This window comes from Flavicella sediminum (genome assembly GCF_006381105.1).
GTDB classification, from domain to species: domain Bacteria; phylum Bacteroidota; class Bacteroidia; order Flavobacteriales; family Flavobacteriaceae; genus Flavicella; species Flavicella sediminum.
In genome coordinates, this window is record NZ_VDET01000002.1 from 941,087 (window position 1) to 955,562 (window position 14,476).

Sequence of the window (14,476 nt, forward strand, 5' to 3'; positions counted from 1 at the left end):
GAACATGGTTTGTTTTTATGTAAAGACAAAAATAAACACCACAACAAAACTATTCATGCTGTAAACAACCAATAGGTTCCTCTTTTCATGCTTTTCAATTTACACACAACGAACCTTGTTTTCACAAACAAAGCCGCTAACTTTGTAAAAAGTTAGCGGCTTTGTTAAATTTAAATTCTATTCAATTATTATTCTTTTAATAATTTTAAATATTTCTCATTTCTAGTTTTATTTACAACTTTTAACATGTATAAACCTGAACGTAAATTAGATATATCAATATCTCTATAAGTGTTATTAAACTCATATACTTTTACGCCAGACAAGTTGTAAATGGCACCTGAAACCACCTCTTTGCTAAGGCTAAAAACAGTTTTCACTGGATTCGGATATAGGTTTAGCGCTTCTTGAGTTGTGATTACATCATCAACCCCTAAGAATTCGGCTACATGAAATGTGATTCCATAAATTCTAAACCTCGGTGTAAGTCCGCCAGAATTGGTAAGTGCTGTAGTAATAACCTCTACGGCTTGACTAGTACTTGTAAATGTTACAGGCGTATCAAAATCAAATTGAAGTTCATCAGCTGTTCTTGTGCTTGTATAGTTAAATGTTTGCGTTTCGCCTCCAATAGTAACATTAAAAGTAACCGTATCATCTTCTTGTGACCTAACCGTAAACGTTACTTTATCACAAACTACAGAGGTATTATTGCTAGGCGACTGAACAAAATATTTTGCACCATCGCCTCCTCCTTCTGTTCTCATTTGCAAATAACTACCATTACCATTTATGGTTGTAGCTCCAATTAACTCCGAAGAATTTTCTGTAGGATTAAAAGCTTGTTCTAGGTCTGAATTATTAAGTGTAATACGAGTCACAGAAACTACTGCAACCTCATCTGATAGAACTAAAAAATTATTTTCATCAATCATATTAAAAACAACCGCAGTAGCCGTTTCTGGAACATTTGCCGTGATAACATTACCGTTAATTGTTGCTCCTAATGTAGACTCCAACCATTCTTCTTTGGCTCCGTTTTCTTTATACAACAAGGTTGCAGTGCCAATAGCGGCTTTACCTGAAGTATTTTCAATAATTGCAGTCGCCACGTTTGTATCTTGATTGTAAGATGCAGAAGTCACTGCAGGAACAAGATCTTGATTTGCTAATGGCCCATCAGCCTCAGCATAATCAGGATTCCATGTTGGATATTTCGCATTGTTTTCTGTTAAATATGCCTCTAGACTAGCTATCATTTCGTTTTTTATAGAAACCGGCATGACATCTATAACGTTTGTAGCCTCATTTATATCAACAAAAGTATCTCCACCATCATACAATTGGTAAGCTTCATAAGAATTATCAACATATTTTTTATACAATTTATAATTACCTCTTCTTATGGCACTTTTTGCCTTTTCATCATCTGCATTTGGGTAATGCCAAAAAAGATCCGTTCTTTCAGTTCCGTTACTATCTTCTACGATACTCGACGCTCCTTTCAACAACGGACTTAAATCAGCTCCGTCTAAATCGTCTAAAATATTGTCGGCAACCGTTGTACCTGTCAAGGATAAAATTGTAGGATAAAAATCCAATCCATTCACAACATTGTCAAATTCATTCACTGGAATTCCAGGACCTGTTATAACTAAAGGCACACGAATTCCACCTTCTTTTGAACTTGTTTTCCCTAAATCCAAAGGATAGTTATCAGCAACTATTTCATCACCATCCATTTCAGAAGCTCCATTATCTGATGAAAATATAATATAAGTTGTTTCAAACAATTTTTTTCCAGGGTTTCTTGGATCATCCGTTGCTTCTAAATAATCGATAACTTTACCTAAACTCCAATCTAAGGTACCAATCATGGCTCCATAATATGGGTTTGTTTGTCCGCCTGTTGTAATATCTGTATCTTCAGTAGGGACAGGAATTCCTAATTTTTCACAATAATAACTTAGCAATGCTAAATCTCTAGTTTGAATAGGTGTATGCACTAACCAAGTAGCCATGTATAAGAAAAATGGTTCCGATTTATTCGCTTCCATAAACGCCAACGCATCTTCTGTAAGAGAATCCATAGGTCTTCCATCTGCATCTATTCTATAAGGATCATCTTCCGCATCTGTTGCATAACCCGTCCATCTGTCTCCCATATTTTGATGCATACCTCTACTTGTAAACTGAAAACCAAAACCTTGATGGATAGCTTCAGGAAAACCATTAGCCCCAGCCACATGCCATTTACCAACATGCGAAGACACATAACCCGCAGGACTCAATGCTTCAGCAATTGTTACCTCATCCACGTCCAATCTTTCTGGATAATAAGGACCTATCAATTTATTGGCAGCTTTGGCTTTTTTCAAACCAGGTAATACTCCGCCAGAAACTTGAGTAACTTTTGTTTTAATAGGATGCCTACCACTTAACATTGCAGCTCTTGATGGAGCGCAAGTAGGTGCTGGAGAATAAGCTTGTGAAAATTTAGCACCAGCCGCGGCTAATTTCTCCATATTCGGAGTTTCCCAAAGAACAGGTTCTCCAACATTATTCAAATTGGTATCTTGCCAACCTAAATCATCAGCATAAAAAATGATAATATTTGGCTTAACAAGCTCTTGCCCTCTAACAGTTACTACAACTGTTAATAAAAAAAGATAGCGTACAATGTGTTTCATTACTTACAAGTTTAATAATTACCTACAAAAATAAGAGCAAACCCAATATTTAGGAATGCTCTAAACAACCAATTCATGTCTCTTTTCTTGTAATTACAGCTGTATCTAACTAAAACAAAGCTAATTGTCTACAAACATACATCCATTTATAAGTCTTAAGAAAAATAAGCAACCTCTTTCTGAAATGAATTTCTATTAAAAATAAACTCGAACAAAAGGCGCAAAAGGCGAAGCATAAAGTCCTTCCTCTTTTTTATACAAAACATCATATCGCATACCCAAGGTAACATTTCTAGTTCTATAACCCGCTCCTAAATAAAAAGCCAAAAAATTATAATTTATCTTAGCATCTGAAATAGTAGACCTTTGGTTGACAAAACTTTGCTCTAATTCTGCCGACAGCTCTACCTGCCCAATAGGATTGTAGTATGTTAAGACTGAAATTCCGTAATTATATAATTTCGCCTCAGGGTCTTTAAACTTAGCATAACCCAAACTAACACTTGCTCCTAAAGAAAGTTTCTTATTTAAGGGATATATAGCCACTGGTGCAACAATAATACTTGTTGTCTCATTTGAAAACTCAAAACTAAAGCGACCCCCATAGCGAACTTTTTCCCAAGAAAAAGAGTTTTGTGCAAAACCAGCTGTGCAAAAGGCCAGGATAAATACGAACAACAAACTATTTTTTAATTTCATAGATTTCATTTTTCCTTAAAGATAAAAAAAGACCTTAAGAATGAACTTAAGGTCTTTAGTTATTTTATAAAAAAATATTGCTATTCACTAGCTAGCTTTTAAGCTTTCTTTTATTTCTGCAACCAAGCTGACATACTAACTTCTTTACTGATGATATTTTTCAGTTCAGAAATAGCCACTCTTTTTTGTTCCATTGTATCTCTATGGCGAATTGTTACAGAATTATCTGTTAACGTATCATGATCTACCGTAATACAGAAAGGAGTTCCTGCAGCATCTTGTCGTCTGTAACGTTTTCCTACAGCATCTTTTTCGTCATAAATTACATTGAAATCAAATTTCAAATCGTTGACAATTTTCTTTGCTACTTCTGGCAATCCATCTTTTTTAACCAATGGAAAAATGGCTGCTTTTGTAGGTGCTAAAACTGAAGGCAATTTTAAAACCGTTCTGCTCGTTCCATTTTCTAATTCTTCCTCCATTAAAGAGTTTGAAAATACAGCTAAGAACATTCTATCCAAACCTATAGAGGTTTCTACTACATAAGGCACATAACTTTCTCCTAATTCTGGATCAAAATATTGTAATTTTTTTCCTGAATGCTTTTCATGTGCTTTTAAGTCAAAATCTGTTCTTGAGTGAATTCCTTCTAATTCTTTAAAACCAAACGGAAATCTAAACTCAATATCGGCAGCTGCATCTGCATAGTGCGCTAATTTATCATGATCATGGAAACGGTAGTTGTCTTCGCCTAAACCTAAAGATTTATGCCACTCTAAACGTGTTTCTTTCCACTTTTCATACCATTCTTTTTGCGTACCAGGACGTACAAAAAATTGCATTTCCATTTGTTCAAATTCACGCATTCTAAAAATAAACTGACGCGCTACTATTTCATTACGAAATGCTTTTCCTGTTTGTGCAATTCCGAAAGGAATTTTCATTCTTCCTGTTTTTTGCACGTTTAAGAAATTCACAAAAATACCTTGCGCTGTTTCTGGACGTAAATACAAATCCATAGCAGAATCAGCAGAAGCACCTAACTTTGTTCCAAACATCAAGTTGAACTGCTTTACCTCTGTCCAATTTCTTGAACCAGATAAAGGACAAGCAATTTCTAATTCTTCAATCAAGGCTTTTACATCTGCCAAATCTTCTTTTTCCAAAGACTGCCCCATTCTTTTTAAAATAGCAGCACCTTTTTCTTTATTCGCAAGAACTCTTGGATTGGTATTTAAAAACTCTTCTTTATTAAAAGACTCTCCAAAACGTTTAGCTGCTTTGGCTACTTCTTTTTCTATTTTCGCATCTAATTTACCAACATAATCTTCAATTAAAACATCTGCTCTATAGCGTTTTTTAGAATCTTTATTATCTATTAGTGGATCGTTAAAAGCATCTACATGCCCCGATGCTTTCCAAGTAGTTGGATGCATAAAAATAGCAGAATCTAAACCAACAATATTGTCGTTCATTTGCACCATTGCTTTCCACCAGTACTCTCTAATATTTTTCTTTAATTCAACACCGTTTTGTGCGTAATCGTATACTGCACTTAAACCGTCATAAATTTCACTTGATTGGAACACGTAACCGTATTCCTTTGCATGTGAAACTACTTTTTTAAATTGATCTTCTTGCTTTGCCATAGTGCAAAAATAAGTATTTTAGTTACAAAAAATTAAGCTCTTAAATAATATTTATTCTGAACAAAAAAGAGCAAAGTTTCCCTTGCTCTCCTTGTTTGTATAAGGTTTCGGTTCTTAGAAAATTCCTAAGAAACCATCTTTCAATTCTAATGTTGTATTTCCTACTGCTTTTCCATCTAAAATAGCAGCAACGGTATAAACTCCTTTTGTAGTTGCTTCACGATCGATATCTGTAATAATAATTACCTCAGTCTCAATATTTTGATAATTGATTGCTGTTGTATCTGAATACACAACTTCGGTTCCATTGATTACTACTTTTCCTTTAGGAGAAACTACATTTCCTTCTGCATCTTTAATAACAAAATAAGCCGGTTTTTCGCCTCTTTCCGTCAATTCGTTTTTATCAATGTTGAATGTAATTCTAAAAGCGTCTGTTTTTTTGTAACGGTTAGTTTCTTTTAAAGCACCCGTACTCGATTTTTTCATGGCAACAACTCCTAAATTATCAATACTTAAAACAGCCCCTTTTGCAACCTTTTCAGATAAGTTGTTGTTGATCATGCTTAATTTAGAGTTCTCATTTGCTTGCGCTTCTATTGTAGATTTTGCTTCTACAACTTCACCAGATAATTTTTCATTTTCTTTTGTCAATAAATCAACTTGAGCAAATAATTCTTTATTTTTAGCTTGCAAAGAATACATTCTATTTTTATATCGTTTGATCAAACCATAGCTAGTAGATTTTTCTCCTTGCAAAGAATCTTTGTAAGTTATAATATCTTCTCTTGCTGCTTTTAGCTTAACTTTCAAAGAAGATCCTTCTGCAATTTTAGCATCGTAATCAGAAAGTAATTTATCTAATTGAGTTTTTATTTCTACTTTTTCTGCTTCTAATTCCGTCTTTAATGCACTGTGTTCTGCATTAGAATAAAACGAATACGCTACGGCTACAACTAATAATACTCCTAATAATATTGTTATTAATTTTCCTGACTGTTTATTTTCCATAGTTGGATTTAATTATTTTTATTTTCAGCACAAAAATAGTATTTATTAATGATATAAGCCATAAAAACGGTGGGTCAATCCTTGAAACAAAGCAAATTAGTCTAGTTTTTTTGTAACTTTAAATAAAAACGCTGTGCTTGTCAAATTTTTTAAAGATATTTTCAATTTATTTTACCCGGTACGATGTATTTGTTGCACGACACATTTGACTGAAAACGAGGTTCATATTTGTACCTATTGTAGACACGACCTACCTTTTAGCAACTTTACTAAAAACTCTCAAAACCCCATTGAAAAATCTTTTTATGGACTTGTTCCCATAAAAGCTGCTACTTCATTATTTTTGTTTCATAAGAAAGGAAAGGTTCAAAAACTCATTCATGAACTGAAATATAAAAACAACAAACGTATTGGCATTTTTGCTGCTGATATTTTAGGAAATGAAATCGACAACTCCAACAGGTTTGGAGCTATAGACTTAATTATTCCCGTCCCACTTCACAAAGACAAACTGAAAAGAAGAGGCTACAACCAAAACACATCATTTGGTTTGCAATTGGCTAAAATTTTAAAGGCGACTTATACGCCTAATCAGTTAATCAAAATTGAAGACACTCAAAGTCAAACAAAAAAAAGCAGATACAATCGATGGGAAAATCTAAAGAACAATTTCTTACTAAAAAATCCGACATTATTTGAGAACAAAACGATCCTTTTAATAGATGATGTATCCACAACCGGCGCCACTATTGAAGCTTGTTGTTTGGAATTATTGAAAGCAAAAAATAGCACCATTTATTTAGCTACCATAGCCTATGTTGAATAAGCATGCCTTGTAAAAAGCAAATAAACTGTTAAACTCAACCCTAAGAAAGCATTCCCCACTTTTTCACTATCTTATTCAACAAATAAATTGTTAATTTGTAGCTTCAAACACAAATATATTTTCTGTGAAGAATCTGATTGCTTTTCTATTAATTGCTAGTGTAATTGTTGGTAGTACTACAAGGTGTGCACGTAGAGGCTCTCCAAATGGCGGTCCAAAAGACAGTCTTTCACCTGTAATGGTTACTGCGGAACCTGAATACAAAGCTACTTATTTTAACGCAAAAAGAATCAAATTGTCTTTTGACGAATATGTAAAATTCAAAGATCTTTTTAAGCAGCTCATCATTTCACCTCCTTTAAAATATGCGCCTATTATTAAACCCTTAGGAAGCCCTAGTAAATTAATTACCATTGATTTATTAGATACCTTAAAAGAAAACACCACCTATTCCATTAATTTTGGAAATAGCATTGTCGACAACAACGAAGGAAACAAGTTAGGTAGTTTTAAATATGTGTTTTCAACCGGTAGCTATGTCGATTCTTTAGAAGTTTCTGGAGCGATAAAAAATGCCTTTGAAATGAAGCCCGTAGAAAACATTGCGGTATTACTGTACGAAGTAAATGAAGATTATACCGACTCAATTGTCTACAAAGAAAAACCTATTTACGTTAGTAACACCCTAGATACTACGAGCTTTAACATCACCAATATAAAGCCAGGAATTTATCAATTAATTGCGTTAAAAGACTTTAACAACAATTTTATTTACAACCCAAAACAAGACAAAATTGGTTTTTTAAATCATCCTATTCAATTACCTACCGACTCTACTTATCAATTGAATTTATTTAAAGAAAAGTTAGATTTTAAGCTTTTAAAACCTTTGGAAAACAAGGTCGGGAAAATAATTTTTGGATACGAGGGAAGCCCTAAATCATTAGATATTCAGTTACTATCAGAAACACCAGATGATTTTAGAAGCCTGCTAAACAAAGACATTGAAACAGATACTTTGAATTATTGGTACACCCCTTTTGATGCCGACTCTTTACAGTTCCAAGTAAAAACAGATCTTTTAGACACCATATATACGGTACAATTAAGAACTTCCAAAATAGATTCTCTACTTTTAAGTACAACTCTAAAAGGTACACTTCACCCAAAAGATACGTTTGCCATTACAACAAATATCCCTATTGACAGTCTGAACAACAGCCAAATAACAATTATTGACAAGGATACTTTGGCAGTACCTTTTGAAACTTTTATCGACAAAAACAAAACAAAGCTTTCTATTTATTTTGACAGAAGTAGAAACGAAAATTTTCAAATAGACATTTTACCTCATTTATTTGTCAGTTTTCAAGGCGAAACAAATGACACACTTCAATACCAATTAAAAACACTGGATATTGAAGATTATGCAACCTTAGAAATTGGTCTTAAAAACATCAAAAAATTTCCGGTACTTGTCGATTTAATTACAACAAAAGGAGAATTGGTAGAACGACAATATTCTAATGAAAAAACGAATTTTGTTTTTAACGACATCACTCCAAACAGTTATCTAATCCGAGTAATATTTGACTCGAACAACAACAAAAAATGGGATTCAGGAAACTTTCTAGAAAAAATCCAACCAGAAAATGTTGTCTACTTTAGAAAGGAATTAAAATTAAGAGCCAACTGGACCGTTAATGAGGTACTTGACATAAATAAACCTACCTTACCGAAGCAGGATCTAGATATTCCAAAGGCCCCACGGAGATAGAAACCATTAATTCCTTTTGGGAGTCAAAATAGTCGAACTGAACAGTATCTAAATTTTTACGAAATATTTCCATGCCTGAATTACGCATCACATCGCTAATTCTTGCTTGTTTTAAATGACGAGTAAGGGCATTTTTATCTGCTTCATTTTTGGCTTGCTGTATCAAAGAGCAGTAATAAACTATTCGGCCTTGCCCGCCAGACACAACACTATCTAAACGAGTAAATGCATCATACCGCTTAGGGCACAATACATTTAACTCATCTGCTATTTTCTCTATTCTGCCTTTAGAAGAAAATTGTTGAAAGATCCATTTAAAACCAAAAAAGCCAACAGCAAAAGCCAGAACAACCCAAATTATTTTTAAAACTCCACCTTTCATTTCTTCAACTTTACACCAATTTTCTTAAAGCTAAAATAACTCCTAAATGAATTCCTTCATGAAAAGTATTAAAACCTGTTGCTGAGACAATATCCGACAAAGTAACATCTACACTTGTTGTATATTCATTGTAATCCTTAAAGATTCCAGCCTCATAATCTTTTTCAAACTGTACAGGCAAACTTACAAACAACGCTTTTATTTCGTCAAATTCTTCTGCCGTTATAACTTTTTCAGGTGCAGCTCCTTTTCGGTAAGCATTGATCATCTCCTCTGAAATTGCACATGGCAAACCCGATAATTTATAACATAACAATTGCTGCGTTACCACCAAATGCCCAATATTCCAGGCAATGTTATTTTTGAAGCCTTTTGGAATATTATTTAGCTGTTCAATCGTCAAGCCATCGATCAACTTTAACATTAATGCTCTTCCTTTGTTCAAATAGGTAAATTGATGTTTCATTTTATATGTTTTTTGTTCAAAATTTTGATAAAAGTATTGAATTTTAAACAGAAAACAAGTTATTTTTGGATTCTTAAATTCAATACCTACCAACTTATGAAAAAATTATATTATCTAAAAACTTGTGATACCTGTCGCAGAATTTTAAAAGAAATAAACTTAGAAGGAATTGAACTTCAAGAAATAAAAGAGAACGCAATTACGGTTCAGCAAATTGAAGAAATGCATGCCTTATCAAATAGCTATGAAGCCCTTTTTAGTAAAAGAGCACAAAAATACAAGGCTATGGGTTTAAAAGACCAAAAACTGACCGAACAAGATTACAAACAATTAATTTTAGAAACCTACACTTTTTTAAAACGTCCGGTAGCCCTTCTTAATGGTGAAATTTTTATTGGAAATAGTAAAAAAAATATTGAAGCTTTAAAAGCAGCAATTAACGCTTGTAAATAGCCATTAGATTGTTGGCTTCTATTTGTGCACTCCAATGTTTAGCAATGCTTTGCTCTGCTGCTAACCCCAAGTGTGGCAAAGTACCTTCGCATAAATTTTCTAACAATCCCGACAACTCATTGGTATCGTTTATATCAAACAAATAACCATTCTTTTTTTCTTGAATGATATCTGAATGCACCCCCACATTTCTTGTCGCAATTACATTACATCCACAGGCCATTGCTTCTGCACAAACCAATGAAAAGCCTTCTGTAAACGACGGAACAATTACAGAATGAGTAGATTGGTAATAGGAAATAATATCAGGTGTTTCTTTGACAAAGTACACTTGATTTTCAATTTGGTTTTGAGCAACAATTGCTTTCAATTCCGTTAAAAATTCTGGCTTATCCACTTTACCAACAATGACCAAAGCCCAATCTGAATGTTTTTTTAGTATCGGTGAAATTGTTTCCAACAACACTTTCTGTCCTTTAGATTTGCGGACTCTACCCGCACATGTCAAGCTATATTTTTGTTTTATTTCTTTTCTATGTTCTTCTTTATTTGGTTTAAACGTATCAATTACGACACCGTGTCCTACAACCTCAGATGGATACGCTAACTTTTCTTGCATCGCATTGGTCAAGGCAATAACAACATCCGATTTTTTCAATAAAAAATTTGTCAATCCTGAAGGTTTGGATTCGGCATGACGCGTGGCAATTAATTTAAATTCCCCTCCTAGAAGTCGAAATAACAAAGCTCGCATCAATTCATTATTTCTGTGGCAATGCATCACAAAATACGTTCTAGACAAAACCAACTTCAACACCTGTGAAAATGAAATTTTTCTACCTTCTACCCCATATCCGTAGATATAGGCATCAAATTCATCTAAAAAAAAAGGAAATACATTCTCAACACTTCGGGTAAGTCCCGTTCTTCTTCTATGAAAATGTGTGTGAACTAAAATAGGTTTTTTAGGCTTCATTTATTAAGCAAATTTTCTCTGAATTAAAGCTACAAAACGCTCTTCGTATTCTTCCTTTTCAGCCCAATCATAGTCTGGCTTGACCATTTTTTGAATAAATTTCAAGGCTTCTTTTTCTTCTTTAAAAGAATTGAGCTGCGAAACCACACGGTTAAAATCTTCCTGACTTCCTTCAAATAAATTTTTCACAAAAGCAATTCTATCATTCAGTCCTATTTGAATATTAGCACGTACCAAGGTGTCATTCAAAGATTTTTTTGGCTGCAATCGAACTGCATTTTCAAATATATGTGTGGCTACATCTACCGGAATTGTATCTTTTAATTCTTCTTCTAAAGTTTTTTTAGCTTTTTTAACCTGTAGATCTTCTTTTTGCGAAAACAAATTAGGCACTGGTATTTCTTTTTTTTCTGGAACGGGAACCTCCGTTGTTAAATCACTTATCGTTTCTTCAACCAAAATAGGAGCGTTTTTTTTATCTGAATCCAAATCATCCGTTTTTTCAACTTTTGGTGTTCTATCCGTTGTTAAATCCTTAATCGATTCTTCAACTAAAATAGGCGCTACATTTTTCTCAACTTCTAAAATCTCTTTGTTGTCAACTTTTGGCGGTACTTCTGTTGTTAAATCGGCAATCGTTTCTTCTACAATAATAGGGTCTAAATTGCCCATTTTACTCAAAATAGCTTCTTTCGTTTCTGTATTTGAAGGAGATTCCGCAACATATCTATCTACAAATTCTAGCAATGCCAAACGCTCATAAACATCTTTCGCTTTGTTTTTTAAAGCAATTACATCCTTCTTATTTTTCATTTGTAAGATAGCATGTGCAATACTTATCAATTCCGATTCTAACTTTTTGTGCATAACTTGATAATTTTAAGCGATTACCTGTATTATTTTAATAAATTTGTGAAACCTTAGTTGGAAAGTTACCGACTTTAATTCAAGTTTTAAAATTACAAAATGTTTCTTGAAAATACAGTAAATCATACAGAACAATTTGGTTGGATAGAAGTGATAAGTGGTTCCATGTTTTCAGGAAAAACAGAAGAGCTGATTAGACGTTTAAAACGTGCTCAAATTGCCAAACAAAAAGTCGAAATTTTTAAGCCTGAGGTAGACAATCGCTACGATCCAGATTTGGTGGTCTCTCATGATGCGAATGAAATTCGATCAACCCCTGTGCCTTCTGCTTCAAACATACGCTTATTAGCCAACGATGTAGATGTTGTTGGAATTGATGAAGCGCAATTTTTTGACGATGAGATTGTCACAGTTTGTAACGATTTAGCCAACCGTGGTATACGAGTCATTGTTGCCGGTTTGGACATGGATTTTAAAGGAAATCCTTTTGGTCCGATGCCTGCACTAATGGCTACTGCAGAATATGTTACAAAAGTACATGCCATTTGTACAAAAACCGGAAACTTAGCGCATTACAGTCACCGAAAAAATGCCAATGAAAAACTGGTTATGTTGGGCGAAACTGAAAATTACGAGCCTTTAAGTAGAGCTGCTTACTACAAAGAGACACATAACAATAAATAAAAAGCCGAGTACTTTCAAAACAATAGCTGATGAGTAATACCCATGTTAGTGTATTAGAGCTAGATCTAAATGCACTAAAACACAATATTTCTTATTTTAAAAAAAAACTTAATCACAACACCAAATTACTAGGAGTTGTAAAAGCGTACTCTTATGGACATGATGCTGTTTATATTGCTAAATCTTTAGAAAGCCAGGGAGTTGATTATTTGGCTGTGGCCTATACAGATGAAGGAATTATTTTAAGAAAAAACGGGATTAAAATCCCAATTTTGGTCTTGCATCCACAAATCCCAAATTTTCAAAAACTTATTAGCTATAATTTAGAACCGAATTTGTATTCTAAAAAAACACTCACGGCTTTTATTGGTATTTGCAAAGAAAAAAAACTACTTGGCTATCCTGTTCATTTAAAATTTAATACTGGATTAAACAGATTGGGGTTTTCTTTAGAAGAAGTAAATGAAATACTTCCTCTTATAAAAAACACGAGCATTCAAATAACTTCTTTGTTTTCGCATTTAGCGGCAAGTGAAGATGCTAATGAAAATGAATTTAGCCGTCAACAAATAGAAAAATTCAAACAAGTTTCATCACAAATTACCAAAACCCTTCCTTATACCCCCATGCTGCATATGGCAAACACATCTGGCGTTATCAATTTTCCGGAAGCACATTTTGACATGGTTCGAATTGGAATTGGAATGTACGGTTTTGGAAATGATGAGAAGGAAACCGCTAATTTAAAAAATGTAGGAAGCCTAAAAACAACAATCTCACAAATACACACCATCAAAAAAGGAGATAGCTTAGGTTACAACAGAGCTTATACAGCAAAAAAGGACACAAAAACGGCAACACTTCCCATTGGTCATGCCGACGGTATTTGTAGAAACCTTGGAAACGGAGTTGGATCTGTTAAAATAAATAACAAGATCTGCCCAATACTTGGAAATGTTTGCATGGATATGATAATGGTTGACATTACAACTGTTGATTGTAAAGAGGGAGACCAAGCTATTGTATTTGACAACCAACAGATGTTAAACGAATTAGCCCTGAAATCAGACACAATTTCTTATGAATTATTGACAAGTATCTCGCAAAGAATTCGACGAATAATCGTCGAATAACATTTATCTGAACAAAACTACCATTCAACGACATTCAACTGCAGTTCATCGAAAAACAACACAGGTAAGCAGGGACAAACTGTAATTTAGCGGCATCAACAACTCTAAAAATTTTGATATGCCACAATTACTACATAATTCTGAACAAAAAAAATTAACTTTTTCGAACTACATTTTGAGCTTACGTTCTGATGTATCAAATTTCATCAATGATAAATTTGAAGGCTTAAATACTGTTCAAAAAATATTTGTTATGTGTTATACTGCATTTGCAGTTACTGCTTTTTTACACCTAATACATTTTATTGTTAGTACGGGTACAAGAATTTAATACACAACTACCAAAACAAATAGCTTTGCTAATCACTTATTTTTCATTAGCTTAGAGCATACTTAACTTAAATTTAAAAATGAAATGGGATTATTAAAAGATTTTAAAGCCTTCTTAATGAAAGGCGACATTGTAAGTTTAGCAACCGCTGTAATTATTGGTGGTGCATTCAAAACAATTGTAAGCTCACTGGTAAAAGACATTATTATGCCAGTAGTAGGAGTTTTTATGGGAGGAAAAAACGTAAACGATTTATTCTTCACCTTAGATGGTAGTGCCCATGACACCTTAAAGTCTGCACAAGAAGCCGGAGTTGCCGTAATGACTTATGGTAATTTTGTACAAGCAATTATCGATTTTGTGATTATCGGTTTTGTGATTTTCGTTTTCTTAAAAGCGTATGAAAAAACGAAGAAAAAAGAAGCACCTGCTCCAGCAGCACCAAAAGGTCCTTCTCAAGAAGATTTATTAGCAGAAATAAGAGATTTATTGGCAAAAAAATAAACTATAAACACCCTAGTGACAAGGCCAC

The 14,476-nt window shown here is 33.6% G+C and carries 15 protein-coding genes; 7 read left to right on the forward strand and 8 right to left on the reverse strand.

The annotated features are described in order from the left end of the window. Positions 1 to 188: 188 nt before the first annotated feature. The 4 genes from FGM02_RS04235 to FGM02_RS04250 all read right to left on the reverse strand — a co-directional run bounded on the left by FGM02_RS04235 (position 189) and on the right by FGM02_RS04250 (position 6,049). On the reverse strand, positions 189 to 2,690 hold the full coding sequence (locus FGM02_RS04235; RefSeq protein ID WP_139957065.1) for a sulfatase-like hydrolase/transferase: 2,502 nt from the start codon (positions 2,688 to 2,690) through the stop codon (positions 189 to 191). Positions 2,691 to 2,885: 195 nt separating this feature from the next. Beyond that, a complete protein-coding gene (locus FGM02_RS04240; protein ID WP_139957066.1) occupies positions 2,886 to 3,389 on the reverse strand; it encodes a hypothetical protein in 504 nt (167 codons plus the stop codon). A gap of 110 nt (positions 3,390 to 3,499) precedes the next feature. Further along, complete coding sequence (locus FGM02_RS04245) at positions 3,500 to 5,038, reverse strand: glycine--tRNA ligase (protein ID WP_139957067.1); 1,539 nt, start codon at positions 5,036 to 5,038, stop codon at positions 3,500 to 3,502. A gap of 114 nt (positions 5,039 to 5,152) precedes the next feature. Further along, positions 5,153 to 6,049, reverse strand: a complete 897-nt coding sequence (locus FGM02_RS04250) for a hypothetical protein (RefSeq protein ID WP_139957068.1) — start codon at positions 6,047 to 6,049, stop codon at positions 5,153 to 5,155. Between the two features lie 205 nt (positions 6,050 to 6,254). Here FGM02_RS04250 and FGM02_RS04255 point away from each other — a divergent pair, with 205 nt between their 5' ends. Then, entirely contained in the window at positions 6,255 to 6,875 is a 621-nt protein-coding gene (locus FGM02_RS04255; protein ID WP_243739351.1) for a ComF family protein, read from the forward strand. Positions 6,876 to 6,999: 124 nt separating this feature from the next. After that, entirely contained in the window at positions 7,000 to 8,652 is a 1,653-nt protein-coding gene (locus FGM02_RS04260; RefSeq protein WP_139957070.1) for an Ig-like domain-containing protein, read from the forward strand. Here the strand turns inward: FGM02_RS04260 and FGM02_RS04265 are convergent. Beyond that, entirely contained in the window at positions 8,603 to 9,034 is a 432-nt protein-coding gene (locus FGM02_RS04265) for a hypothetical protein (RefSeq protein ID WP_139957071.1), read from the reverse strand. The genes FGM02_RS04260 and FGM02_RS04265 overlap by 50 nt on opposite strands. A gap of 10 nt (positions 9,035 to 9,044) precedes the next feature. Continuing rightward, on the reverse strand, positions 9,045 to 9,500 hold the full coding sequence (locus FGM02_RS04270; RefSeq protein ID WP_139957072.1) for a DinB family protein: 456 nt from the start codon (positions 9,498 to 9,500) through the stop codon (positions 9,045 to 9,047). 96 nt (positions 9,501 to 9,596) lie between these two features. On the opposite strand from FGM02_RS04270, the gene FGM02_RS04275 reads away from it, so the two are divergent. After that, the gene (locus FGM02_RS04275) at positions 9,597 to 9,953 is read left to right on the forward strand and encodes an arsenate reductase family protein (RefSeq protein ID WP_139957073.1); all 357 of its coding nucleotides are present in this window, start codon (positions 9,597 to 9,599) and stop codon (positions 9,951 to 9,953) included. Here FGM02_RS04275 and FGM02_RS04280 read toward each other — a convergent pair. Both FGM02_RS04280 and FGM02_RS04285 read right to left on the reverse strand, forming a co-directional pair. Beyond that, positions 9,937 to 10,929, reverse strand: a complete 993-nt coding sequence (locus FGM02_RS04280; RefSeq protein WP_139957074.1) for a glycosyltransferase family 4 protein — start codon at positions 10,927 to 10,929, stop codon at positions 9,937 to 9,939. The genes FGM02_RS04275 and FGM02_RS04280 overlap by 17 nt on opposite strands. 3 nt (positions 10,930 to 10,932) lie before the next feature. Then, complete coding sequence (locus FGM02_RS04285) at positions 10,933 to 11,796, reverse strand: hypothetical protein (RefSeq protein ID WP_139957075.1); 864 nt, start codon at positions 11,794 to 11,796, stop codon at positions 10,933 to 10,935. Between the two features lie 99 nt (positions 11,797 to 11,895). On the opposite strand from FGM02_RS04285, the gene FGM02_RS04290 reads away from it, so the two are divergent. The 4 genes from FGM02_RS04290 to mscL all read left to right on the forward strand — a co-directional run bounded on the left by FGM02_RS04290 (position 11,896) and on the right by mscL (position 14,448). Beyond that, entirely contained in the window at positions 11,896 to 12,480 is a 585-nt protein-coding gene (locus FGM02_RS04290; protein WP_139957076.1) for a thymidine kinase, read from the forward strand. A gap of 29 nt (positions 12,481 to 12,509) precedes the next feature. Further along, positions 12,510 to 13,613, forward strand: a complete 1,104-nt coding sequence (gene alr, locus FGM02_RS04295) for an alanine racemase (protein ID WP_139957077.1) — start codon at positions 12,510 to 12,512, stop codon at positions 13,611 to 13,613. A gap of 118 nt (positions 13,614 to 13,731) precedes the next feature. Further along, positions 13,732 to 13,944 (forward strand): hypothetical protein, encoded by a 213-nt coding sequence (locus FGM02_RS18175; protein WP_139957078.1) that lies wholly within the window; start codon positions 13,732 to 13,734, stop codon positions 13,942 to 13,944. Positions 13,945 to 14,028: 84 nt separating this feature from the next. Then, the gene (mscL, locus tag FGM02_RS04305; protein ID WP_139957079.1) at positions 14,029 to 14,448 is read left to right on the forward strand and encodes a large-conductance mechanosensitive channel protein MscL; all 420 of its coding nucleotides are present in this window, start codon (positions 14,029 to 14,031) and stop codon (positions 14,446 to 14,448) included. Positions 14,449 to 14,476 lie beyond the last annotated feature (28 nt).

Coding starts and splice junctions, on each gene's coding strand:
- FGM02_RS04265 (WP_139957071.1), bottom strand. CDS start 9,034: ATGAAAGGTGGAGTTTTAAAAATAATTTGGGTTGTTCTGGCTTTTGCT.
- FGM02_RS04280 (WP_139957074.1), bottom strand. CDS start 10,929: ATGAAGCCTAAAAAACCTATTTTAGTTCACACACATTTTCATAGAAGA.
- mscL (WP_139957079.1), top strand. CDS start 14,029: ATGGGATTATTAAAAGATTTTAAAGCCTTCTTAATGAAAGGCGACATT.
- FGM02_RS18175 (WP_139957078.1), top strand. CDS start 13,732: ATGCCACAATTACTACATAATTCTGAACAAAAAAAATTAACTTTTTCG.
- FGM02_RS04235 (WP_139957065.1), bottom strand. CDS start 2,690: ATGAAACACATTGTACGCTATCTTTTTTTATTAACAGTTGTAGTAACT.
- FGM02_RS04285 (WP_139957075.1), bottom strand. CDS start 11,796: ATGCACAAAAAGTTAGAATCGGAATTGATAAGTATTGCACATGCTATC.
- FGM02_RS04270 (WP_139957072.1), bottom strand. CDS start 9,500: ATGAAACATCAATTTACCTATTTGAACAAAGGAAGAGCATTAATGTTA.
- alr (WP_139957077.1), top strand. CDS start 12,510: ATGAGTAATACCCATGTTAGTGTATTAGAGCTAGATCTAAATGCACTA.
- FGM02_RS04245 (WP_139957067.1), bottom strand. CDS start 5,038: ATGGCAAAGCAAGAAGATCAATTTAAAAAAGTAGTTTCACATGCAAAG.
- FGM02_RS04250 (WP_139957068.1), bottom strand. CDS start 6,049: ATGGAAAATAAACAGTCAGGAAAATTAATAACAATATTATTAGGAGTA.
- FGM02_RS04275 (WP_139957073.1), top strand. CDS start 9,597: ATGAAAAAATTATATTATCTAAAAACTTGTGATACCTGTCGCAGAATT.
- FGM02_RS04290 (WP_139957076.1), top strand. CDS start 11,896: ATGTTTCTTGAAAATACAGTAAATCATACAGAACAATTTGGTTGGATA.
- FGM02_RS04240 (WP_139957066.1), bottom strand. CDS start 3,389: ATGAAATTAAAAAATAGTTTGTTGTTCGTATTTATCCTGGCCTTTTGC.